The sequence below is a fragment of the Streptomyces sp. NBC_00663 genome, assembly GCF_036226885.1.
Taxonomy (GTDB): Bacteria; Actinomycetota; Actinomycetes; order Streptomycetales; family Streptomycetaceae; genus Streptomyces.
This window is the reverse complement of sequence record NZ_CP109027.1, coordinates 7,590,845-7,612,543: the sequence shown is the minus strand read 5'-3', so window position 1 is coordinate 7,612,543 and position 21,699 is coordinate 7,590,845. Positions and strand designations below refer to the sequence as shown.

The following is a 21,699-nucleotide window of genomic DNA, read 5'->3' as shown; positions in this document are numbered from 1 at the left end:
TGGGGTTCCTCGCAGAAGTAGTGGTGAGGGGGGTGCCAGGCCGCCGAAAACGGCCGCTTCCAAGCCGCCGAACGGCCACTGTCACGCCGCCGCCCGCCCGGCCTGCGCCCCCAGGAACAGCAGTGCCGCCCGCGCGGTCGCGTCGTTCTGCCGGAACGCGGGTCCGCCGGTGCGGGGCCGGGTGAAGGCGCCGGGGGTACGGCCGTCGGTGTAGGGGCCGAGGGCGAAGCGCCGGGGATGCGGCCGGCCGTTCCGGTCGAGGATCCGCCCGTCGGCGGGGTCGACCCGGAGCAGCCCGTCGGGCGTCTCGGCGGCCCCGTCGGCGTACAGCTCACGCAGCAGCGTGTCCCGGGCCCGCCCGACGGTGGGCTCCGGCAGCCGCGCCTCGACCAGCGCCCGCGCCTCGACGAAGGCTCCCGGCACGGTCGCGCTCGCCGCCCGGAACACCCCGTCCTCGGCGGTGACACTCATGTCGGCGCCCACGAACTTCAGGACACCGGCCCGCGAGAGGGCGAGCAGCTGCCGCAGCCGGGGCCCGGGCGGCCCGGAGGCCAGATAACTGAAGAAGCCGTGCCACCAGGACGGGACACCGCCGAGCCGGATCAGCTGCCCGTAGACGGAGAGCAGCCCGAGAAAGACCGCCAAGTCCGGACTGTACGACGGATCATGACGTCGGCTCAGATCCCGCTCCACATACCCCCGAAGCCCTACCTGGAACTCCTCGTACGACCCGTACCGCATCCCCTCCAGGGGCCGGTCGAGCGCCGCCAGGTCCAGCCGGTCGGCGGGATCGGGCACGGCGGACGCCACCAGCGCCCGGATCTCCGCCTCGCCTTCGGCCGCCGTGTACTTCTCCTCGAAGTCCGCCCAGGCGACAGAGGTCCGTTCGGGGTGGACATCGAAGAGCCGGTGGTAGTGGGCGAACCCCAGTTCCTTCTCCACCAGCGGCCACACGTCCCGCCGGAAGTCGAACCCGCCAGGGAGCGCGAGCAGTTGATCCACCTCGGCAGGACCGAAGAACCGGGGCAGCGGCGGGCGTTCGCCGGTCCACTCGTACCCGATCTTCGAGTGGTACGGCACTCCGCGCCGCGACCCGACGTACAGCACCGGCTCCCGCCCCGAGGGCACATAGGTGTCCCCCTCGTAGTGTCCGCCGCGCCCCTCGGTGAGCAGCACCATCAGGTCGACGAAGGCCAGCCCGAAGCCCCGGACGAGGACCGGCTCGCCGGGTGCCAGCGCGGACAGGTCGCTGTCGGCGGTGAAGTCGGGCGGGAGGTGGACGAGCCCGTGCGCATCGGCGTAGGCCGCCAACTCACCCTGTTCATCATCCAGTTCGGCGTCCAGATGGCCGAGGGCGAGCACGACCAGGTCGGCGAGCAGCGGGCGTGGGCGGCCCTCCAGCCACACCTGCTGACGTCCCTCGCGCGGACCGCTGATCCGCAGGGCGCGCCGTGGGTGGTGGTGGACGCGGATGCCGTCCGGCAGGTCCGCCACCGCCCGCTCGTGCACCCAGCGCAGATAGGAGCCCTGGAGCTGCCGGTCGGCGAAGGTGGCGCCGTCGATGCCGGCCCACTCGTGCAGGGTGGGCCCGGGGCGCACAGGGCCCTCCATGGTCACCGTCTCGTCGGTGAACATGGTGACGTCCTCGGCGTGCGAGTTCATCCACAGCAGCGGCGACTGGGCCTCCCGCCAGATGCGGCCGGCGCCGGGCGGGTGCGGGTCCACCAAATGAATGTCGAAGCCTTCGTCGGACAGGCCCGAACCGGCGTACAGCTCGGGCGCGTTGGCGGCGATCCGCTCGATCAGACCGGTCCCCCGCGGCCCGGCCCCGACGATCACCAGCGTGCCCCGGCTCATCGCGCCGTCTCCGAGCCGCGCGCGTAGTACCGCTCCAGGTAGTACTGGCCGACGCTGAGCACCGAGGTGACGACGGTGTACCAGACGGTGGCCACCATCAGCAGCGGGATGACCTCGTAGGTGCGGTGGTAGACGAGCTGCACCGAGTAGAGCAGGTCCTGTACGGCGATGACGCTGACGATGGAGGTGCCCTTCAGGGTGCCGATCAGCATGTTCCCGGCGGGCGGCACGATGGAGCGCATCGCCTGCGGGAGCACGATCCGCCACCAGCGACGCACCCGGCCCAGCCCGAGCGCCTGCGCGGCCTCGATCTGCCCCCGGTCGACGGAGAGGATGCCGCCGCGCACCACCTCGGCGGCATAGGCGGCCTCGTGCAGGGTGAGCCCGATGACGGCGACGGTGACAGGGCCGAGCAGATCGACGGTCTTCACGCCGAGGATCTGCGGGTACAGCGCCCCGATGTTGAACCACAGCAGCAGCTGCACCAGGATCGGGATCGACCGGAACAGCCAGACGTACCCCCAACTGACGCTTCTCAGCACGGGGTTGGCGGACAGTCTGGCCGCGGCGAGCAGGGTGCCGAGGGCGAAGCCGAGCACCATGACCACGGCGGTCAGCCAGAGGGTGAGCCACAGGCCGCGCAGCACGGACCGCGAGGTGAAGTAGTCGGCGACGACGTCCCATTGGAACGCGTCGTTGCGCAGGACCGAGTTGACGGCGAGAGCGAGCAGCACCAGGACGGCGACGGCGGCGGCCCACTGACCGGGTCGGCGCTGCGGGACGATCCGCAGGGAACCCGCGTCCTCGGGTAGGTCCGGGGCGGCGGGGGCTTTGGCGAGGGTGTCGGAGGACATGCGAAAGCTCCGTGTGGACAGACGCCTTCACATACGGCCGAGCCCCTCAGCAGGGCCGCCTTTCGAGACTACGGGGCCATTTCCCCTCGCTGTCAAGGCTGTCCACACTGTGAGCCGTACGTCTCAGGTCAGTTGACGCACCACCGGATGCCTGTTCCACTTGGCCCATGCATCCACAGCAGTGGCTGGTCAAGCGCTCCCACATCGACCTCGGTCGCGTGTGGTCCTCTTCCTGTTGAGCTGACCCCCTGCGCGCCCCGGTGACCGGGGCGCCTTTTGCGCGTTCACCGGCTTCACCGGCTTCACCTTCTCCCTTTCTCCTTCCTCGCCTTCACACGCGCCCTCCCCTCACTCAGCGCTTTCCTCGCTCACAGGAGACAGTCCCGCCATGCGTACGCCTTCGCGCGCCCGAAACAGACTGATAGCCCCCTTTGTCGCGATCTCCGCGGCGACGTTGCTCCTCACCGCGTGCGGCTCCGGCAGCGACGACGACGCCGTGAACGCCGCGGCGAAGTCCGACGAGATCCCCACCAGGGACGTCGTCTCCGCCATCAAGAAGGACGCGGCGGCGGCCGAGTTGCTGCCGTCCGGCACCACGAGCCTCACCCTCGCGGTCAGCGTCTCGGGTCAGCCCCCGGGCACCTCGATCCTGGACGACGGCAAGACGCTTGTGGGCCAGGACGTCGACTTCGCGAACGCCGTCGCCAAGGTGCTCGGCATCGAACTCAAGACCCAGCAGGCGAGCTTCGAGGCGATCCTCCCCGCCCTCGACAGCGGCAAGTACGACCTGGGCGTCGGCAACTTCGGTGTGACCGACGAGCGCCGCAGGACGATCGACTTCGTCACCTACATCAACGACGGCCAGGGCTTCGCCACCCGCGAGGACAGCAAGCTCACCAAGGTGACCGACCTCAAGCAGCTGTGCGGTCTGAACGTCGCGACCGGCGCGGGCACCACCTTCGAGGCGACGCTGGAGGAGAACAAGCACCTGTGCACGGACGCCGGCGACAAGGCGTACCAGGTGCAGACCTACAACGAGCAGGGCGCCATCTGGTCCTCGCTCCAGCAGGGCCGCAGCGATGTGGTGATGTCCACCATCAACGGTCTGCGCTACGCCGTGGCCCACCAGAGCGGCGTGAAGTTCCTCAACGAGTACCACCGCCTGGACGTCGGCTTCGCCTTCAAGAAGGACACGAAGCTGACGCCGGCGTTCCAGGCGGCGGTGAACAAGCTGATCGAGGACGGGACGTACGCCAGGATCCTCAAGAAGTGGGGTACGACGGGCTCGGCGATCACCAAGTCGGAGATCTCACCACCCGAGCTGAAGGACTGAGACCGAGGGGTGGGGACTGAGGGCTGACGTCACATCAGCACCCGCAGTCACAGCCGCAGTCGCACCCGTCACAGCAGTCGCCGCAGCCCTCACAGCAGCTGCAACAGTCACAGCAGTCCCCGCAGTCGGACCCGCTGCACAGCCCTTCCCGCCGCTGCCGGCTCCACGGGTCCTCGAAGGTCCCGCAGCACATCTGGCAGGTGCAGGCGAGCCCCATCCACACCGCACACCCCGCGAGCAGCCCACGCCGGTCCCGGCGGGGCGGCTCCGGGGGCGGCGGGACCCCCGGACCACCGGGCCCGGGCGGCGCGTACGGCGAGGACATGACCGCCGTGCCGCCCCCGTGCCCGCACGACGCCGAACCGAAGGCCCGGTCCACGGACCCCCGCAGCTCATGCACGAGCAGCACATGCGCCAGTTTCGCGTCGGCGCTGTGCCTTTCTGGGGAGACCCCAGACCCCCAGGCCACCTCCCGCAACGCCAGCCGGATCCCGTGCACGGCGTCATCGGCGAGCCGCCGCGCCTCCGTCAGGGAGGTCCCCGTGGCCGTCAGCGGGTTCCAGGCACCCGACGCGGCGTCAGTTTCCCTGTCCTCCACGGCGTCCAGCAGATGCGCGAGCCGCCCGAAGAGCCCTCCGGCCTCGGCGAGCGGTGCGGCGTTGCCCGGCCGTCCGGCCAGAACGGCCGTGTGCGCGAAGGCCGCAGCGGTCGCGGTCTCGGTCGGTTCGGTCACGGTCAGGATCGGCGTCCCGGGCCCGGCGAGCGTCTCGATGCCGAGCTGCCGGTCGACCGCGTCGACGAGCACGGCGGTGTCGAACCCGACGGCGGATCCACTACGAGCCCCCGCCGCACCCCAGCTCGACGCGACCCGGCGCGCCGCGAGCGCGACCGGCTTGCGGGCCAGCAGCCCGTCCCCGTCGGCGACATGGTCCCGGACCTTGGCCGAGGCGAGCACCAGCGAGACGGCGGCGGAGAGCCGTGCCCCCTCACCGCTGGCGACGGAGGCGGTACGCATTCCGCGCAAGGGACAGGGCCCCGCCGTACGCCTCCCCCCACCGGCCTCCGGCAGCGCCTGAGCCTCCGTCAGAACCGATATGAGCAGCCCGTCATAGTTGGTGACGATTCGCGCAAACTGTCCGTGATCCTTGCGCAGCGCGAGACACAGCCCGCACAAATGCGCCATCCACTGGGTCTTGAGACTCTCGCCGAGCCGATGACGGCAGGGCCTGACAATTCCGAACATGGCGATCCCCCCGTGGTGCGTACGACGTTCAGCGGCGGCATCGTATCGACTGCCCCGTTCACCCGTACGCCCCGTACCTCACCCATACGCCGTGAAGAATCATATTTCACTCACAGTCAGCAGCCGTATGGGAAACGACCCTTGGGGCACCCGGGCTCTGTACGGATTCGCTGTGCACCAGTACCGTCACAAACCCCCCGCGCGGCGTCTATCCACTTGGCGTGACGTCCGCATCATGGATGACCATAGGGATGCGGAAAGCAAAACAGACCGCTGTGAGAGGAGGCGTCCATGGGATCGGTGCGCAAGGCGAGTGCCTGGCTGGGCCTCGTTGACGACAACGATGACGAGCGTTACTACGACGACGACGGATACTCCGAAGGGACCGAGGCCGGGGATGCCTGGGTCACCGACCCCCGGGTCAAGGTGGCCTCGGACGTGGCCGAGGAGAAGGGCCGTCGCATCGGGACGGTCACCCCGGACAGCTTCCGGGACGCGCGCGCCATCGGCGAGCTCTTCCGGGACGGGGTTCCCGTCATCATGAACCTGACCGCGATGGAAGCGGCCGACGCCAAGCGTGTCGTCGACTTCGCGGCCGGCCTGATCTTCGGACTGCGTGGTTCGATCGAGCGTGTCTCGACCCGCGTCTTCCTGCTGACCCCCGCCAACACGGAGATCGTGAACGGCGACCCGGCCGCGCACCGCACGGACGGTTTCTTCAACCAGAGCTGAGGCAGGGCCGCTCACCGGCCCTGCCCCGCGCAGGGTTCACCGGAAGGCGTCCAGCCCGGTGAGCGCCTTGCCCAGTACCAGTTGGTGCATCTCGACGGTCCCCTCGTACGTCAGCACCGACTCCAGATTCGTCGCGTGCCGCATGACGGGGTATTCGAGGGAGATCCCGTTGGCACCGAGGATGGTCCGCGAGGTCCGGCAGATCTCGATGGCCTCACGTACGTTGTTGAGCTTGCCGAAGCTGACCTGCTCGGGACGCAGGCGGCCGGCGTCCATGCGCCGCCCCAGATGATGGGCGAGCAGAATCCCCTTGTGCAGTTCGACCGCCATGTCGGCGAGCTTGGCCTGGGTCAGCTGGAACCCGCCGATGGGCCGCCCGAACTGCTCCCGCGTCTTCGCGTACGCGACAGCGGTCTCCAGACAACTCCGCGCGGCCCCCATCGCGCCCCACACGATCCCGTACCGGGCGTGCGACAGACAGCTCAGCGGCCCCTTGAGCCCGACGACCTCCGGCAGCACGGCATCCGCGGGCAGCCGTACGTCATCGAGCACGAGCTCGCTGGTGACCGACGCCCGCAGTGACCACTTGTGCTTGATCTCGGGCGCGGAGAATCCAGGGCTGTCGGTGGGGACGACGAACCCGCGAACGCCCTCGTCCGTCTGCGCCCACACCACGGCGACCCCGGCGACGGACCCGTTGGTGATCCACATCTTGCGCCCGTTGAGCACCCAGTCCGAGCCGTCCCGCTTCGCGTGCGTCCGCATGGACGCGGGGTCGGACCCGTGGTCGGGCTCGGTCAGCCCGAAGCAGCCGATGACCTCACCGGCGGCCATGCGCGGCAGCCAGGCCTGCTTCTGCTCCTCGCTCCCGAACCGATGAATGGCGTACATGGCGAGGGAGCCCTGCACGGAGACAAGAGACCGGATCCCGGAGTCGGCGGCCTCCAGCTCCAGACAAGCAAGCCCGTACTGCACCGCGCTGGCCCCGGCACACCCGTACCCGTCGAGCGACATCCCGAGCGCGCCGATCCCGCCGAGCTCCCGGGCGAGCTCGCGGATCCCGGGCAGTTCCCCGCTCTCGTACCACTCCGCGACATAGGGCAGCACCCGGTCCGCGGCCCAGGCCCGCACGGTGTCGCGAACGGCCAGATCCTCGGGTTCGAGCAGATCATCGATACCGAGCGGATCGGCGGGATCGAACGGCGGCAGCTTCGAGGCCCCAGACATGGCAACACCCTCCGACACAGAAAACTAGCACCGCTAGTTACGACTGGTCCCTGACGTTACTACCCGCAGCCGCCAACGGCGAGGCACCCCCACAGGAAACGCCCACCCTCCAGTTGGCAGTAACGGGCGGTGCGCGAGTGGGAGAGCTACGCGGAGACGCGGGACTCCATGACGTCCCTGGGCGCCGGAACCTCAACCGGCATCGCCTCGCACTGCATCACCCGCGGCAACCGCAACGCCATCACCGCCCCCAGCAGCAACAACCCCGCACTCACCAGCAACGTCACATGCAGCCCGTGCACGAAGCAGTCCCGAGCCGTCTGACGCAGGGCCTCCCCGGCGGACCCACCCAACCGCCCGGCCACCTCGTACGCCTCGCCCAGCGAATGCCCCGCCGCCACGGAGGCCGACTCCGGCACCCCCTGCACGGACGACAGTCCAGGCGTGTACGCCGCGTTCATCACACTGCCGAGCAACGCGATCCCGATGCCCGCGCCCAGTTGGTACGACGTCTCCCCGATCGCCGCCGCCCCGCCGGCCTGCTCCACCGGAGCCTCGCTCAGCATCGACTCGTACGCCCCGAACAGCGTCGTCTCAAGACCGAACCCGAGCAGCACGAACCCGAACAGCAGCAGCGGCGCGTTGTCCTCGCCGCCCATCGCGAGCAGCGTCAGCACCGAGACGGCCGTCAGACAGAACCCGAAGCACACCATCCGCCGCGGCCCGAACCGGCGCAGCATCCGCGCCCCGGCAAGGCCCGACGCCATCGCCGCGACGGTCAGCGGCAGCAGCCGCAACCCCGTCTCCAGCGGTGAGAGCCCCAGCACCAGCTGGAGATACTGCGCCGCGATCAGCTCAAGGCCCACCAGCGCGAGCATCGCCAGCACGATGCAGCACACGGAGGTGGAGAAGGCGGGCCGCGCGAACATCCGCAGGTCCACCAGCGGATGCGTACGGCGCCTTTGTCGTCGTACGAAAAGAACCAGCAGCACCGCGCCCAGCACCAGCGGCACCGCGGTGATCTCGTCGAGCTCGCCGCCACCGAGCCGCTTCACGCCCAGCACGACGCCGAACAGACCGGCCGCGGCCATCAGCGCGCCGACCACGTCCCAGGGTCCCCGGCCGCTGCCCTTCGACTCGGGCAGCAGCAGCCGCCCGACCGGCAGGCTGACCAGCATCAGCGGGATGTTGACCAGGAAGACCGAGCCCCACCAGAAGTGTTCGAGGAGGAAACCGCCGAGCAGGGGCCCGACCGCCGCGCCGACCGCGGCCACCGCGCTCCAGATGCCGATCGCGAGCGCCCGCTCGCGCCGGTCGGGGAAGACCTGGCGGAGGATCGACAGCGTCGCGGGCATGATCATCGCGCCGCCGACACCGAGCAGCGCCCGCGCGAAGATCAGCACCTGGGCGTTGTCGGCGAGGGCGGCCAGGCCGGAGGCGACGCCGAAGAGGGCGTAACCGAGCAGGAGAACGCGTCTGCGGCCGACCTTGTCGCCGAGCGTGCCGAAGAGGATCAGCAGCGAGGCGCAGACGAGGGGGTAGACGTCGACGATCCAGAGCAGCTCTATCGCGCCGGGCTTGAGGTCCTCGGTGACGGCGGGGACCGCCACATGCAGCACGGTCGCGTCGACCGCGACCAGGAGCAGGCTCACACAGAGGACGACGAGGACGACCCAGCGGTTGGCACCGGCCCCGGCCGCCCGACGGCGCAGCGCTGCGGCGGCCGTGGTCGTCCCGGACATGTACGTACCTCCCAGATGTTCCCTCGCGTTCGGCGGGCACATGGGGTGGGGACTCCCCATGATCTCGGCCGGAGGAGCGGTGTTCTCCGGCCCGCGCAACGAAGGCGAGTGACACGTCAGCGTACGCGAGTTCGCGCCTCGGCCAAGTGGTGGACCTCTCACACTCCGCGGAGAACACGTGTGGCGTACGCCACTGCCCCTCCCCCGCGAACACGCCCCTGCGGCGCTCGCGGTTCACCGGGCGTTCGATAATCAGGCCCGTGACCGATCTTGAGACGCGCGTGGCGCCGCCCGGCAACGCCCTGCGCCGCGCGGCCCCGGCCCTCCTCGGGTACGCGGCCGTCCGCGCCCTGGGCCTGCTCGCGCTGGCCCTGTGGAGCGCGGCGCGCGACAAGAGCGCGTACACGCTGCTGACGGCACGCTGGGACTCCCTCTGGTACACGAGGGTCGCCGAGCTGGGGTACGGCTACGAGGTCCGGCTCCCCAACGGCGATGTGCACTCGAACCTGGCCTTCTTCCCGCTCCTGCCGTGGCTGGAGCGGGGCGTCGCGGCGGTGACTCCCCTGTCGTACGCCGACGCCGGCTTCGCCGTCAGCCTGCTCGCCTCGCTCGCCGCGGCCTGGGGGATCTTCGCGGTGGCGGACCAGGTGTACGGGCGCCGGGCCGGGGTCTGTGCCGTGCTGGTCTGGGCGCTGCTGCCGGTCGGGATCGTGCAGTCGATGGCGTACAGCGAGTCACTGTTCACCGCGCTCGCCGCCTGGTCGCTGTACGCCGTCCTGACCGGCCGCTGGCTGACCGCGGGCACCCTGGCGGCCCTGGCGGGCCTGACCCGCCCGGTGGGGCTCGCGGTGGTCGCGGCGGTGTGGGCGGCGGGCATCGCCGCGTTCCTACGGGACCGGGCCACCACGGGCGCCGCCGCTACCTCGTTCGGGCGGAACCGAAGCGCGGCCGCCGCGCAGGGCGCCCGGGACCCGGAACGCGCCCCCAGCCCCACCGCCGACGGGACAGGAGGGAGCGCACCGGCCTGGCGCCGCGCCCTCGGCATGCTCCTCGCCCCTCTCGGCGCCGCCGGCTACGTCCTGTGGGTCGGCCACCGCACCGGCAAGGGCCCCCTCGGCTATCTCGACGTCCAGGCGGGCTGGCGCAACGGCTTCGACGGCGGCTACGCCTTCGCCCGCTTCGTCGCCGACAAGTTCACGTCGTTCCCCTCGGCCCTCGCGGGCGTCGGTCTGATCGTCGGCGTCGGGCTCGTGGTGTGGCTCTACGTCGTCTGTGTACGACAGGGCCAGCCGCTGGCGCTCCTGGTGTACGCCGGTGCCGTCACCGCCCTCGCCCTGTGCGCGTCGAGCTACTTCGGCTCGAAACCACGCCTTCTGCTGCCCGCCTTCCCCCTGCTGCTGCCTCTCGCCCTGGCCCTGGCGCGGCTGCGGACGTCCAGGTCGGCCCTGGTGACGGCCGGTGTCGCCCTGGTATCGGCGGTGTACGGGGCGTTCTGGCTGAACGGCTCGGGCCCGCCATGATCGTCTCGCGGCGCCCGATGAGCGCCGGGAGAATTCCACCCCATGATTCGGTGAACGAATTCATAAGCGGCAATAAACCGCGACCCGGAATGATCAAAGGAATTGAAGGGACGAGCGCGACCCGATTGTGGATTCCTCGGAAATAAACCTCTCCCTGAGAGGAATCCCACATCACATCGTCATCACAAAGCCGTGGATTCGACCGGGAACTGAGCTCACTCGCTGTAACGTCGATTGGGTGCGTACCGAACGAAACCTCACCCGTCTGGACCGGGTGTTCACCAGACTCGACCGTGAGCCGGAACGACCGGCTCACCTCGACGTGCCGAAGATGTCCCGGCACCGGGTCGCGCTGCTCGCCGGAACCCTGCTGTTCTATCTGGCGATCGTGTGGCTCGTGGTGGACACGTCGTGGCTGGTCCGGCTGGACTGGCAGGTCATGTTCTTCCGGCCGTACCAGCAGTGGTCGGAGATCCACTGGTTCGTGGACTACTACGTGGTGCTCGGCCAGCGCGGCCCGACCGCGGTGATGGTCGCGGCCTGGCTGGGCTGGCGTTCCTGGCGGCAGCACACGCTGCGCCCGATGCTCACCCTGGGCGCCTCACTGCTGCTGCTGAACATCACCGTCGGCGCCGCCAAGCTCGGCATGGGCCGTCTCGGACCGCACTACGCGACCACCATCGGCGCGAACGAGATGGGTCTGGGCGGCGATATATTTCCCAGCGGCCACACCGCGAACGCCGTGGTCACCTGGGGCATCCTGGCCTATCTGGCCTCCACCCCGAGAGCCCGCAGATGGCTGTCCGCGGTCTCCGCGGTGACCTCGCTCGGCGTCGGCCTCGCCACCGTCTACCTGGGTACGCACTGGCTGAGCGATGTCATGCTCGGCTGGACCGCGGGCCTGCTGGTCCTGCTGGCCCTGCCCTGGTGCGAGCCCCTCATCACCCGCACCGAGACCGCGCTCTTCGACCTGCGCGACCGCCGGCGGGCCCGCCGCGCCGTGCCCACGGCCGTCAAGCCCGTCGAGGTCCCGTTGCCGGTCAAGCCGCGCACCGCTCCGCAGAGCGAGCCCGCGGCCCGCTCGACCCGGGCGCCCGCCTATCTGGCGCCGGGCCCGCACACGGCCCGCTCGGAGCGCACCCCGGTCACCCCGGTCGGCCCGCGCCGGCCACCCCATCCCGACCGCGTCGCACGCGGCACGACCTCGGCGGCCCGCCCCCTGACAGGCGGATAGGCCACCGGCGGACAGCGGGGACGGTACGCACACACCCACCCCGCAGCGACGGCCCCCACTCCTCACCGAGTGGGGGCCGTCGTCGTGGGTCAGCCCTTCCAGGAGCGCGCCACCCGCCCGTCCTTCACCTCGAAGTTCAGGCGACCGCTCCGGTACTCCATCGTGATGATCGCTCCGGGGGGCAGCGAACGGACCGTGGACCAGCCCTTCTCGCGCGCGAGCCGTTCGGCCCTGGCCTGCTCCAGGCCCACATAGGCGTCCGGGTTGTCATGGGGTTCGGCGGGCGGTTTCGGTATCGGTGCCATACGGCCACGCTAGGCCCTCGGCGCGCGCCCGGGCCAGAGAACAGGAGCAGGACACGGTGGGTAGCTGATCCCTCTCCGGTCACGCTTCTGTCACAGGATCCCGACAGTCGTTTCCCTCGGCCCGTGTCACACGAACGGGCGGTTCCCTACGCCTTCCGCGCGCAATCGAACGTAATTCCCGCGTGTCGTGATCACTCCTCGAATAACGAGACGGAAAGGTGCGGAAAGGTTCCGGGGCATGCGCCTCCGGGGCCTTTCCATTCCGATTCGACACAGCGTCACAGAAGCTGACACCGCATAAGAAAAACACGCTTCGCGCACAGAACCCCCGCACGCCCCCTGTCGCGGTGCGCGGCGACGCGAGCATCATGACGGCTGACCCGGGACGCGACGAGCGAAGGGGCGAACGAGCGATGGGCACCCAGACCGTGCACACGACGGAGCGACCCGTGCGGACCAGGAACCACGGCAAGGTCGTCGTCGACTGGCTGACCACCACCGACCACAAGAAGATCGGTCATCTCTACCTGATCACGTCGTTCGTGTTCTTCCTGATCGGCGGGGTCATGGCGCTGCTGATGCGCGCCGAACTCGCCCGGCCGGGCCTGCAACTCCTGGACAACCAGCAGTTCAACCAGCTGTTCACCATGCACGGCACGATCATGCTGCTGCTGTTCGCGACGCCGAGCTTCGCGGGCTTCGCCAACGAGCTGATGCCGTTGCAGATCGGCGCGCCGGACGTGGCGTTCCCCCGGCTGAACATGCTGTCGTACTGGTTCTTCCTGTTCGGCGGGCTCATCGTGCTGGGCTCACTGCTCGTGCCGTCCGGGCCCGCCGCCTTCGGCTGGTTCGCCTACGCGCCGCTCAACAGCATGGAACGCTCGCCCGGCGTCGGCGCGGACCTGTGGATCATGGGGCTCGCGCTGGCCGGCTTCGGCACCATCCTCGGCGCGGTCAACTTCATCACCACGATCATCGGGATGCGCGCGCCCGGGATGACGATGTTCCGGATGCCGATCTTCACCTGGAACACGCTGTTCACGTCGATCCTGATCCTGATGGCGTTCCCGGTGCTCGCGGCCGCGCTGCTGGTGCTGGAGGCGGATCGCCGGTTCGGCTCACAGGTGTTCGCGTCGGCCAACGGCGGGGCGCTGCTGTGGCAGCACCTGTTCTGGTTCTTCGGGCATCCCGAGGTCTACATCATCGCGCTGCCGTTCTTCGGGATCATCACGGAGATCCTGCCGGTCTTCAGCCGCAAGCCGCTGTTCGGCTATCTGACGCTGATCGGCGCGACGATGGCCATCACCGGTCTGTCGATCGTGGTGTGGGCGCACCACATGTTCGTCACGGGCGCGGTGCTGCTGCCGTTCTTCTCGTTCATGACGTTCCTCATCGCCGTGCCGACGGGCGTGAAGTTCTTCAACTGGATCGGCACCATGCTGAAGGGCTCGCTGTCCTTCGAGACCCCGATGCTGTGGTCGTGCGGCTTCCTGGTGACGTTCCTGTTCGGCGGTCTGACCGGGGTGATCCTGGCGTCCCCGCCGCTGGACTTCCATGTCTCCGACTCGTACTTCGTCGTCGCGCACTTCCACTACGTCGTGTTCGGCACGGTCGTCTTCGCGATCTTCGGCGGCTTTTACTTCTGGTGGCCCAAGTTCACCGGCAAGATGCTCGACGAACGGCTCGGGAAGATCCAGTTCTGGACGCTGTTCGTCGGGTTCCACACCACGTTCCTGGTGCAGCACTGGCTGGGCGCGGAGGGCATGCCGCGCCGGTACGCCGACTATCTCGCCGCCGACGGGTTCACCGCCCTCAACACGGTCTCGACGATCGGCGCGTTCCTGCTCGGCATCTCGACGCTGCCGTTCCTCTACAACGTCTGGAAGACCGCCAAGTACGGCGAGAAGGTCGAGACCGACGACCCCTGGGGCTACGGCCGTTCGCTGGAGTGGGCGACGTCCTGCCCGCCGCCCCGGCACAACTTCACGACGCTGCCGCGGATCCGCTCCGAGTCCCCGGCGTTCGATCTGCACCATCCGCGGTACGCGGCGTTCGCTCCTCAGCCCGAGCCAGAGAGCGAGCAAGCCGACCGTGAGCCGTCCTGATCGCCTCGGTCAGCTCGGCGGGCTCCAGCACCTCGAACTCGAAGCCCGTCATCATCACGTGAATGACCATCACGTCGAGGCTCGCGGCCCCGGTGTGCAGGAGGCAGGCGTCGGGTCCGTCGGCCTCCAGCTGTCCGGCGCTCGGTGAGATCCGCTCGGCGGCCTCCTCCAGGGGCACCAGCAGCCGGACGACGGCATGGGCGGCGTACGCGCGCGTGGAGACGCCTCGGGAGACATACGCGGCGAGGTCCTCGGCGGGCGGGGTGCGCGGGGTGAAGCGGGGGCCGTGCGGCGGCCTGGGCGTGACGCGGTCGACGCGGAAGGTCCGCCAGTCGTCGCGGTCGAGGTCCCAGGCGACCAGGTACCAGCGGCGTTCCGTGCACACCAGGCGGTGCGGCTCGACGGTACGCCGGGTCGGGGTGCCTGCGTGGTCGCTGTACTCGAAGCGCAGCCGCTCCGCGTCCCGGCACAGGTGGGCCAGCTCGGTCAGCACGGCCGGGTCGACGGCACCGGGCTGCGGGCCGCGCAACATCGGCACGGTGAAGGCGTTCAGGGCGCCCACGCGGCGGCGCAGCCGGTTCGGCAGGACCTGCTCCAGCTTGGCGAGGGCCCGCACCGACGTCTCGCCGATGCCCTCGATGCCCTGCCCGGCGGCCGTGCGCAGGCCGACCGCCACGGCGACGGCCTCGTCGTCGTCCAGCAGCAGCGGCGGCAGCTCGGCTCCGGCGCCCAGCTGGTAGCCGCCGCCGGTGCCGGGGCTGGCGTTGACGGGGTAGCCCAGCTCACGCAGCCGGTCCACGTCCCGGCGCACGGTACGCGGGGTGACGCCGAGGCGGCCGGCGAGATCGGCGCCGGACCATTCGCGGTGGGCCTGGAGGAGCGAGAGCAGGCGCAGAAGTCGTGCCGAGGTCTCCAACATGGGGCCGAGTCTGCCAGCGCTCGCGGACAGCCGCGGTCCGCAAGGGGCCGCTACCTCCCGCAGCGCAGGCTGAGGTTGCCGTGCCGGGTCTCGTACGGGACCCGGGCGTCGGCGGCCCGCAGGTCCATCAGGCCGGGCATCAGCCGCCGCTCGCCGTCGTCCACGCGTGCGTAGGCGTCCCAGCAGCCCTCCGGCAGGCCGACGCTGCTCGGCAGGGCCGCGCGCAGCCTGCCGTCGGCGGCCGGGGTCAGCGGCAGGAAGACCTCCTCGTGCCCGTCGCGCCGGCGCAGCACGAGGTGGGCGGCGCCGCCCCTCCCGTCCCCGGAGACGTCGAAGGTCAGCCCGCCCGCGGAGTCGGCGATGCAGTCGGCACGCAGGGGTGCCGTCGGCCGGGCCAACGTTGTCATGCGGTACGGATCCTTCCTCGGCTGTGCTTCCTGATGAGACCCGTGACTTTGCCCTTTGGTTGCCTTACTGGCGATAGGAAAGCTGCGGCACCTCGAAACAGGTGTCGTTCATGTCTCCCTGCGCGACCCACCCCTTCCCGTCCTGCCAGCGGGCCACGGACAGACAGGTCCGGCGGGTCTTCGGCGGCTCGGCCAGCCGTTCGAACCGGACCGGGAGCAGCAGCCCGTCGGCGGTGTAGTCCTCGCTGCGGTTCATGAACCCGTCGACACACGCGCGCGTGACACCGCTCCGCTCCTTGGCACACGCGGTGGCGGCATCCGTGAACCACATGGCGGCCGCCCACCCCTCCAGCTGCCACTGGGAGTGCGTGGTGAGGCTCTCGGTGGCGTCCCGGAACTCCCGTACCGCCGCCTCGCCGGTGTCCTCGTAGTTGCGGCTGGACCCGGTGGCCCACAGGGCGTTGCGGCAGTGCGGGGAGTCCTTGTAGTCGTCGGGGACGGTGGAGGTCCAGTTCTGCACGTTGGTGACCTTGGCGGTGACCTGGGCGCCCACGTCGTCCATGGCCTCGCACAGCTGGGCGTTGCCGTGCGAGTCGATGGCGTCGAACAGGAGGTCGACGCCCCGGTCCTTCAGATCGGCCGCGACGGCACGGAAGTTGGGCAGCGCGAAGTCGACCTGCTCGGTCACGACGTCGTACCCCTCGGCCTTCAGCCCCTGGACGACGAGCCGGGCGTAGGCGGCGGACGCGGCCTGGTTGTACGAGACGACGGCGGCCGTACGGGCCCCTTGCTCGCGCTTGAAGTACCGGTAGACCTCGGTGCCGCCGTACTGCCGTCCGTCCCAGCCGGTGGTGCCGTCGCGGGGCGCGAGGCTGCCGTAGATGCCGTAGAGGTGCGGCCAGGTGTCGTACGCGTCGCCGATGGGCTGGCCGCCGATGTCGGGCACGCGCGCGTGGGAGACGCGGGAGGCGCCCGCGTAGTCGAGGGACGTGGTGGCGACGAGGGCCACCACGTTCTCCTCCTCGATCAGCCGGTGCACACAGGTGTTGTTGCCGACGCCGCTGCCGCCGTCGTCGCACTCCCGCACCTCGACCGGGCGGCCGCCGATGCCCCCACGCGCGTTGAGACGGGCGAAGTACGCCTTGGCGCCGTCGCGGGGCCCGGTGAAGGCGTCGCCGCCGACCGGGCTGGTGGCGCTGGTGACGATGCCGACGCGGATCGGGGCGGCGTCCTGGGCCGGCGTGGTCCGTTCGCCGTGCTCGAAGTCGCTCTCCGGGAGCCTGCTGCCGCACGCCGTCGTCAGGGCGAGCAGCAGCACCACGGCCGCGGCCTCAGCAGCCCGGCAGGGCCGACGCCGTCGCATTCCCGCTCAGCTGGACCAGGGCGCACAGCGTCGTGACGGACACCTTCCAGGTGCCGTCCTGCTCCACGGCCTTCCCGGAGGCGTCCGGCAGGGCGGTCGCGCCGTTCAGGAGCAGGGTGTACGTCACGGTCGCCTCGGACGGCGAGGTGAACTCCACCTTGGTGACCTGCGCCTCGACCTGTCCACCGCGGTCGTCGCCGCTGAACGCCGCCAGGACGGGCCCCATCTTGTCGCCGTTCTCCAGAACGGCCTGCTTCTCCTTGGTGGACGTCTTGGGGTCGAAGAACTTCTGCCAGTTCTCCTTGACCTCCTTCTCGGCCGCCGCCTCGTCGGCCGGCCCGCTCACGGACGGACTGGCGGGCGCGCTCGTCGTCGTCTCCGGGACCGGGCTGGGCGGCGGGCTGTCGCTGCCGCCGCCGCTGTCGTCGCTGCACGCCGTGAGGGACGCGGCGAGGACGAACACCATCGCCACCAGCCCTCGGCTGCCGTTCCCCCATGTGCGGTCGCTCCCGAGAACCATCTGGCTCACCACCGGGTGTCGGTCCGGGCCATGCGCGCCCGGTGCTTTCAGGGTCAGCTTCCAGAAGGCATAGTGCAAAAGATTGGCCGACTTGGACAGACAGCCAGGGACGCGACATGTGGGAGCCAGAGATGCGGACAGCCCGACTGCGGACCGTGCAGCCCGTCCAGTGGGCCGGCTGGACCGCGCTCGCCGCGGGCGCGGTGCTGTGCGTCCTCGGCTGGTACGGCGTCTCCGGCGAGCGTTTCGCCGAACGCCAGCTGCCCTACCTGGCCTCCTGCACGGTCCCCGGCGCCGCGCTGATCGTCGCCGGCGCGGTCCTGCTGGCCCACGGCCGGGACACGCTCGCCACCGCGCGCGTGGCGGAGCTGTACGACCTCCTGGTGGCCGCCGAGCCGGAGACTCCCGCGGAGCCGGCCACGGCTCCCCTCGCGATCAGCGGCGACCTGCTGATGGTGCCGGGCGGCACTCTGTGGCATCGCGCGGACTGTCCCCTGGTGGCCGGGAAGGTGGCGGCCGTGCCGGTGGACGCGAAGCTGGTGGCCAGTGGCGAGCTGGGTGCCTGCCCCATCTGCGAACCCGCCGAAGAGACCGACTGAAGCCCCGCGGCCGATGTCGTCCCTCACCTACGACCTCACGCTCGCCGGTCTCTCGGTCGGCAGCGCCGCCGCGCTGACCGGGATCGGCCTGATCGTGACGTACCGCGCGACGGGCGTCCTCAATTTCGCGCACGGGGCGATCGCCATGGGGTGCGCGTATGTGCTGCGGCAGTGCGTGGTCGAGTGGGGCTGGCCGTTGTGGGCGGGGGCGGCGGTGACCCTGTTGCTGCTGGCCCCGGGCCTCGGAGTGGCCCTGGAACGCTGGGTCTTCCGGCCCCTGTCGGTCCTCGGCGGCGACCCGGCGCAGACCCTTGTCGCCTCCATCGGGGTCTTCGTGCTGCTGGTGGGCGGGGCCGCGCTGCTGTGGGGCCAGGGCGCGCGGGACGACGCGCCGGAGCTGGTGTCCTCGGACCCCTGGGGCCAGTTGGCGGTCGTGCTGGTCCTCGCGGCGGGCGTGGGCGCGGTGATCCGCTGGACGCGCTTCGGCCGTGAGCTGCGCGCGGTCGTGGACGACCGTCAGCTGGCCGTGCTGGGCGGGATCGACGCGGACCGGGTGGCGGCGGCGGGCTGGGCGTTCGGGTCGTTCACGGCGGGCCTGACGGGCGTGCTGCTGGCGCCGTACGTGCGCCTGGACCCGTACGGCCTCCCGCTGCTGGTCATGGAAGTGGTGGCCGTCGCGGTGGCGGCCCGCATGCGCAGCCTGCCGCTGGCGGTCCTGGTCGCGCTGGCGATCGGGGTGGGCCAGAGCCAGCTGACCCGTCTGCACCCGCCCGGCTGGGCCGAACCGCTGCTCCAGGCGGTCGGCGCGAACCTCTTCGTGGTGGCCCTGCTGCTCGCCGCCCTGGCCCTCCCCCGCGTCGGCACCCGGGACGCCCTCCCCCGCACGGCCACCGCGCGCGTGCCGACGCCGCCGGGCGCGTGGATCGTGGCGGTGGTGCTGTTCCTCCTCCCGCTGGGTTTCGCGGGCTCGGACCTGCATACGTCGGTGCAGGTGCCGGCGCTGGGGGTGGTGCTGCTGTCGCTGGTGGTGGTCACGGGCAGGGGCGGCCAGATCTCGCTCGGCCAGGCGGCGTACGCGGGCCTGGGCGCCCTCTTCACGGCCCTGCTGGCGGCGGGCCGCTTTCCGGGCATGCCCGGACTGCCGGAACTCCCCGCCCTCGCCCTGGCGGTCCTCCTCGTCGCCCCCCTGGGCCTCCTGACCGGCTGGCCCGCGATCACCCGCCGTGGCCTGGCCCTGGCGCTGGCGACCTTCGCGGTGGGCGTGGGGGTGAGCCGCTTCGTCTTCGCCCAGCCGTACGCCACGGCGGGCCTGTCCCTGGGCCGCCCGGCGGGCTTCGAGGGCGACCGCGCCTACTACGTCCTGGAGTTGGCGCTGCTGGCGGCGGCCCTGTGGGCGACCCGCCTGCTCCGCACGGGCCGTACGGGCCGGGCCCTGGCGGCGATGAGGGACCACGAGGCGGGCGCTTCGGCGGCGGGCGTCCAGGTCCCGTCCCTGAAGCTCCTGGCGTTCGTCGCGGGCGCGGCGCTGGCGGCCCTGGGCGGCGGCATGCTCGGCATGGGCGTACGCGCCTTCGACCCCGGCGCCTTCGACCCCGTCCGCGGCCTGCTCTGGTTCGCCGCGGTCATGGTCCTGGGCGCCGACAGCACCCTGGGCGCCCTGACCGCGGCGGCCCTGCTGGTGGGCCTGGACGCGGGGGCGAGGGGCGGGGTGGCGGCGGCCCTGATCGGGGTGCTGGCGGTACTGGTGGGCCGCTTCCCCGGCGGACCGTACGAGGCACTGCTGGCGGGGGTGGGGCGGCTGCGGGCGCGGGGGGCGGTGGGGCTGACGCCGATGGGCGTGGAGGTGCGGAGACGCCTGAGAACCCCGAAACAGCGAACGACGACCGCGGCCACCAACACGCACGACACGCCCGCCAACCACAACGCACCAGCACCCGCACCCGCACCCGCCAACGGCGCTCAACCCCCGCAAGGGCCACCCGCACCCGACCACGAGAGCCGCACGGGCGGTGCTGGTGGGAAACACATCGCGGCCGCAGGCCGCGCGCTCACCACCCACCACCTCACAGCCCGCTACGACACCTTCACCGCCCTCGACGGCATCGACCTCACCGTCCACCCCGGCCGCATCACCGCCGTCGTCGGCCCCAACGGCGCCGGCAAGACCACCCTCTTCAACTGCCTCGCCGGCACCCACCACCCCACCCACGGCCAGGTCCGCTACGCCGACCAGGACATCACCCACCTCCCCGCCCACGCCCGCACCCGCCTCGGCATCACCCGCACCTTCCAGCAGCTCGCCGTCTTCCCCTCCCTCACCATCGCCGACAACGTCCGCGTGGGCGCCGAACAGAGCCACGTCCCCGACCCGGAAACCGCCACCCACCACGCCCTCAGACTCCTCGCCCTGGACGGCCCCCTCCGTGCCCTCCCCGCCGCCGACCTCCCCACCGGCACCCTCCGCCGCGTGGAACTCGCCCGCGCCCTCGCCGGCAGCCCCCACGTCCTCCTCCTCGACGAACCCGCCGCCGGCCTCGACACCGCCGAAGTGGCCGCGCTGGCCCGCGTTCTGAAGGCCCTCGCCGCCGACGGCACCGCCCTGCTCGTCGTCGAGCACGACCTCGACCTGGTGGCCGACCTCGCGGACGTCGTCCACGTCATGGCCGCGGGCCGCGTCATCGCGTCCGGCCCGCCCGAGCACGTGCTCGACACCCTCGGCACCCTCGGCGCCCTCGGCACCCAGGAGAGCCCCGCATGACCACCCTCTCCCTGCGCCACGCGCGCGTTCGTTACGGCCCCTTGGAGGCCCTCCACGGCGTCACCCTCGCCGCCCCGGCCCCCGGCCTCACCGTCCTGCTGGGCCGCAACGGCTCCGGCCGTACGAGCAGCCTGCGCGCGCTCGCCGGAACCGTCCCGCTCTCGGGCGGCGCCGTCGTCTGGGACGGCGCCGACATCACCCGCGTCCCCGCCCACGAACGCGCCCGCCGCGGCCTCCACCTGGTCCCCGAGAGCCGGGCGGTGTTCGGCTCCCTCACCGTCCGCGAGAACCTCGAACTGGCCGCGCCCGCCCTCACGCCGGCCTTCGACGCCTACCCCCAGCTGGAGGCCCTGCTCCCCCGCCGGGCCGGCACCCTCTCCGGCGGCGAGCAGCGCATGCTCGCACTCGCCCGCGCCCTGCTGACCCCCGCGCGCGTCCTGCTCGTCGACGAGCCCACGCAGGGCATGTCCCCCACGGTCGCCGCCCGCACGTACGCCCTGCTGGCCGGGCTCGACGCCTGCGTGGTCGTGGCGGCACAACGCCTGCCACCGGCCCTGCGCGACCGGACGCCGGCCGCCTCCCCCGTCCTCGTGTACGAACTGCGCCGGGGTGAGGTCGTGTTCAGCGGACAGGCGGCCGAGTGGACCCCGGATCGAGCGGCCCCCCGAAGACGGCCAGAGCCGCCCGGCCACCCTCCGAACCCTTCGAACCCTCCGAACCCTTCGAACCCTTCGAACCACTCGGCCCACCCGAACCCTTCGGAATGACCAGCAGCGTCCCCACGTTCAGCCGGTCCGGATAGCGCCCGATCATCTCCTTGTTGGCCCGGTACAGCGCCCGCCACCCACCCTGGACGCCGTACTTGCGGGCGAGCCCCGCGAGGGTGTCGCCAGCCTTCACCGTATGCATCCGGCCCTGGAGCCCGTACCGCCGGGAACAGACCGGCCAGGCCTCCCAGCCCTGCACGGCCAGCACCTCCTG

The 21,699-nt window shown here is 71.2% G+C and carries 16 protein-coding genes and 2 pseudogenes; 8 read left to right on the top strand and 10 right to left on the bottom strand.

Annotated features, from left to right (window positions below):
• Nucleotides 1-81: 81 nt before the first annotated feature.
• Nucleotides 82-1,857 carry an FAD/NAD(P)-binding protein gene (locus OG866_RS34500; protein ID WP_329340868.1) on the bottom strand — a complete coding sequence of 592 codons (1,776 nt, stop codon included), beginning with the start codon at nt 1,855-1,857 and terminating at the stop codon, nt 82-84.
• Nucleotides 1,854-2,711, bottom strand: coding sequence for an amino acid ABC transporter permease (locus tag OG866_RS34495; protein WP_329340866.1), 858 nt, complete (start codon nt 2,709-2,711; stop codon nt 1,854-1,856). Before OG866_RS34495 ends, OG866_RS34500 begins: the two co-directional genes overlap by 4 nt.
• Before the next feature lie 388 nt (nt 2,712-3,099).
• Between OG866_RS34495 and OG866_RS34490 the strand changes: the two genes are divergently transcribed.
• Nucleotides 3,100-4,044 (top strand): ABC transporter substrate-binding protein, encoded by a 945-nt coding sequence (locus OG866_RS34490; protein WP_329340865.1) that lies wholly within the window; start codon nt 3,100-3,102, stop codon nt 4,042-4,044.
• A 34-nt stretch (nt 4,045-4,078) separates the two neighbouring features.
• Here OG866_RS34490 and OG866_RS34485 read toward each other — a convergent pair whose 3' ends face one another.
• The gene (locus OG866_RS34485; RefSeq protein ID WP_329340863.1) at nt 4,079-5,287 is read right to left on the bottom strand and encodes a DUF5685 family protein; all 1,209 of its coding nucleotides are present in this window, start codon (nt 5,285-5,287) and stop codon (nt 4,079-4,081) included.
• 291 nt (nt 5,288-5,578) lie between these two features.
• Here OG866_RS34485 and OG866_RS34480 point away from each other — a divergent pair, with 291 nt between their 5' ends.
• Nucleotides 5,579-6,019 carry a cell division protein SepF gene (locus OG866_RS34480; RefSeq protein ID WP_059196663.1) on the top strand — a complete coding sequence of 147 codons (441 nt, stop codon included), beginning with the start codon at nt 5,579-5,581 and terminating at the stop codon, nt 6,017-6,019.
• A 36-nt stretch (nt 6,020-6,055) separates the two neighbouring features.
• Here OG866_RS34480 and OG866_RS34475 read toward each other — a convergent pair whose 3' ends face one another.
• Both OG866_RS34475 and OG866_RS34470 read right to left on the bottom strand, forming a co-directional pair.
• The gene (locus OG866_RS34475) at nt 6,056-7,246 is read right to left on the bottom strand and encodes an acyl-CoA dehydrogenase family protein (RefSeq protein WP_329340862.1); all 1,191 of its coding nucleotides are present in this window, start codon (nt 7,244-7,246) and stop codon (nt 6,056-6,058) included.
• Nucleotides 7,247-7,392: 146 nt separating this feature from the next.
• Nucleotides 7,393-8,988: an MFS transporter gene (locus tag OG866_RS34470; RefSeq protein ID WP_329340861.1), complete on the bottom strand. Its 1,596-nt coding sequence runs from the start codon at nt 8,986-8,988 to the stop codon at nt 7,393-7,395.
• Between the two features lie 260 nt (nt 8,989-9,248).
• Here OG866_RS34470 and OG866_RS34465 point away from each other — a divergent pair, with 260 nt between their 5' ends.
• Nucleotides 9,249-10,508, top strand: a complete 1,260-nt coding sequence (locus OG866_RS34465) for a mannosyltransferase family protein (protein ID WP_329340859.1) — start codon at nt 9,249-9,251, stop codon at nt 10,506-10,508.
• A gap of 238 nt (nt 10,509-10,746) precedes the next feature.
• Nucleotides 10,747-11,742 (top strand): phosphatase PAP2 family protein, encoded by a 996-nt coding sequence (locus OG866_RS34460; protein ID WP_329340857.1) that lies wholly within the window; start codon nt 10,747-10,749, stop codon nt 11,740-11,742.
• 89 nt (nt 11,743-11,831) lie between these two features.
• On the opposite strand, the gene OG866_RS34455 is transcribed toward OG866_RS34460, so the two are convergent.
• The gene (locus tag OG866_RS34455; RefSeq protein WP_307032708.1) at nt 11,832-12,047 is read right to left on the bottom strand and encodes an I78 family peptidase inhibitor; all 216 of its coding nucleotides are present in this window, start codon (nt 12,045-12,047) and stop codon (nt 11,832-11,834) included.
• Nucleotides 12,048-12,415: 368 nt separating this feature from the next.
• On the opposite strand from OG866_RS34455, the pseudogene ctaD reads away from it, so the two are divergent.
• Nucleotides 12,416-14,032: pseudogene (ctaD, locus tag OG866_RS34450) on the top strand (aa3-type cytochrome oxidase subunit I); the annotation flags it as partial.
• Here the strand turns inward: ctaD and OG866_RS34445 are convergent.
• The 4 genes and pseudogenes from OG866_RS34445 to OG866_RS34430 form a co-directional block, all read right to left on the bottom strand.
• Nucleotides 14,031-15,071, bottom strand: a complete 1,041-nt coding sequence (locus tag OG866_RS34445) for a helix-turn-helix transcriptional regulator (protein WP_329340853.1) — start codon at nt 15,069-15,071, stop codon at nt 14,031-14,033. The pseudogene ctaD and the gene OG866_RS34445 sit on opposite strands and share 2 nt — an antisense overlap.
• A 62-nt stretch (nt 15,072-15,133) precedes the next feature.
• Nucleotides 15,134-15,478: pseudogene (locus tag OG866_RS34440) on the bottom strand (hypothetical protein); the annotation flags it as partial.
• Nucleotides 15,479-15,542: 64 nt separating this feature from the next.
• Nucleotides 15,543-16,841 carry an ABC transporter substrate-binding protein gene (locus OG866_RS34435; RefSeq protein ID WP_329340852.1) on the bottom strand — a complete coding sequence of 433 codons (1,299 nt, stop codon included), beginning with the start codon at nt 16,839-16,841 and terminating at the stop codon, nt 15,543-15,545.
• Nucleotides 16,810-17,361: a hypothetical protein gene (locus OG866_RS34430; protein ID WP_329340849.1), complete on the bottom strand. Its 552-nt coding sequence runs from the start codon at nt 17,359-17,361 to the stop codon at nt 16,810-16,812. The genes OG866_RS34435 and OG866_RS34430 overlap by 32 nt, the downstream gene beginning before the upstream one ends.
• Before the next feature lie 131 nt (nt 17,362-17,492).
• Here OG866_RS34430 and OG866_RS34425 point away from each other — a divergent pair, with 131 nt between their 5' ends.
• Genes OG866_RS34425 through OG866_RS34415 form a run of 3 tightly spaced genes read left to right on the top strand, consistent with a single transcriptional unit; the run spans nt 17,493 to nt 21,485 of the window.
• The gene (locus OG866_RS34425; protein ID WP_329340848.1) at nt 17,493-17,960 is read left to right on the top strand and encodes a hypothetical protein; all 468 of its coding nucleotides are present in this window, start codon (nt 17,493-17,495) and stop codon (nt 17,958-17,960) included.
• 13 nt (nt 17,961-17,973) lie between these two features.
• Nucleotides 17,974-20,718, top strand: coding sequence for an ABC transporter permease subunit (locus OG866_RS34420; RefSeq protein ID WP_329340845.1), 2,745 nt, complete (start codon nt 17,974-17,976; stop codon nt 20,716-20,718).
• Complete coding sequence (locus tag OG866_RS34415; RefSeq protein WP_329340843.1) at nt 20,715-21,485, top strand: ATP-binding cassette domain-containing protein; 771 nt, start codon at nt 20,715-20,717, stop codon at nt 21,483-21,485. Before OG866_RS34420 ends, OG866_RS34415 begins: the two co-directional genes overlap by 4 nt.
• Nucleotides 21,486-21,699 lie beyond the last annotated feature (214 nt).

What these genes read in the sequence shown, in the direction of transcription:
- OG866_RS34500 (WP_329340868.1), bottom strand. Translation starts at nt 1,857, where the DNA reads ATGAGCCGGGGCACGCTGGTGATCGTCGGGGCCGGGCCGCGGGGGACC.
- OG866_RS34455 (WP_307032708.1), bottom strand. Translation starts at nt 12,047, where the DNA reads ATGGCACCGATACCGAAACCGCCCGCCGAACCCCATGACAACCCGGAC.
- OG866_RS34435 (WP_329340852.1), bottom strand. Translation starts at nt 16,841, where the DNA reads ATGCGACGGCGTCGGCCCTGCCGGGCTGCTGAGGCCGCGGCCGTGGTG.
- OG866_RS34470 (WP_329340861.1), bottom strand. Translation starts at nt 8,988, where the DNA reads ATGTCCGGGACGACCACGGCCGCCGCAGCGCTGCGCCGTCGGGCGGCC.
- OG866_RS34495 (WP_329340866.1), bottom strand. Translation starts at nt 2,711, where the DNA reads ATGTCCTCCGACACCCTCGCCAAAGCCCCCGCCGCCCCGGACCTACCC.
- OG866_RS34480 (WP_059196663.1), top strand. Translation starts at nt 5,579, where the DNA reads ATGGGATCGGTGCGCAAGGCGAGTGCCTGGCTGGGCCTCGTTGACGAC.
- OG866_RS34485 (WP_329340863.1), bottom strand. Translation starts at nt 5,287, where the DNA reads ATGTTCGGAATTGTCAGGCCCTGCCGTCATCGGCTCGGCGAGAGTCTC.
- OG866_RS34430 (WP_329340849.1), bottom strand. Translation starts at nt 17,361, where the DNA reads ATGGTTCTCGGGAGCGACCGCACATGGGGGAACGGCAGCCGAGGGCTG.
- OG866_RS34445 (WP_329340853.1), bottom strand. Translation starts at nt 15,071, where the DNA reads ATGTTGGAGACCTCGGCACGACTTCTGCGCCTGCTCTCGCTCCTCCAG.
- OG866_RS34490 (WP_329340865.1), top strand. Translation starts at nt 3,100, where the DNA reads ATGCGTACGCCTTCGCGCGCCCGAAACAGACTGATAGCCCCCTTTGTC.
- OG866_RS34420 (WP_329340845.1), top strand. Translation starts at nt 17,974, where the DNA reads ATGTCGTCCCTCACCTACGACCTCACGCTCGCCGGTCTCTCGGTCGGC.
- OG866_RS34425 (WP_329340848.1), top strand. Translation starts at nt 17,493, where the DNA reads ATGCGGACAGCCCGACTGCGGACCGTGCAGCCCGTCCAGTGGGCCGGC.
- OG866_RS34475 (WP_329340862.1), bottom strand. Translation starts at nt 7,246, where the DNA reads ATGTCTGGGGCCTCGAAGCTGCCGCCGTTCGATCCCGCCGATCCGCTC.
- OG866_RS34415 (WP_329340843.1), top strand. Translation starts at nt 20,715, where the DNA reads ATGACCACCCTCTCCCTGCGCCACGCGCGCGTTCGTTACGGCCCCTTG.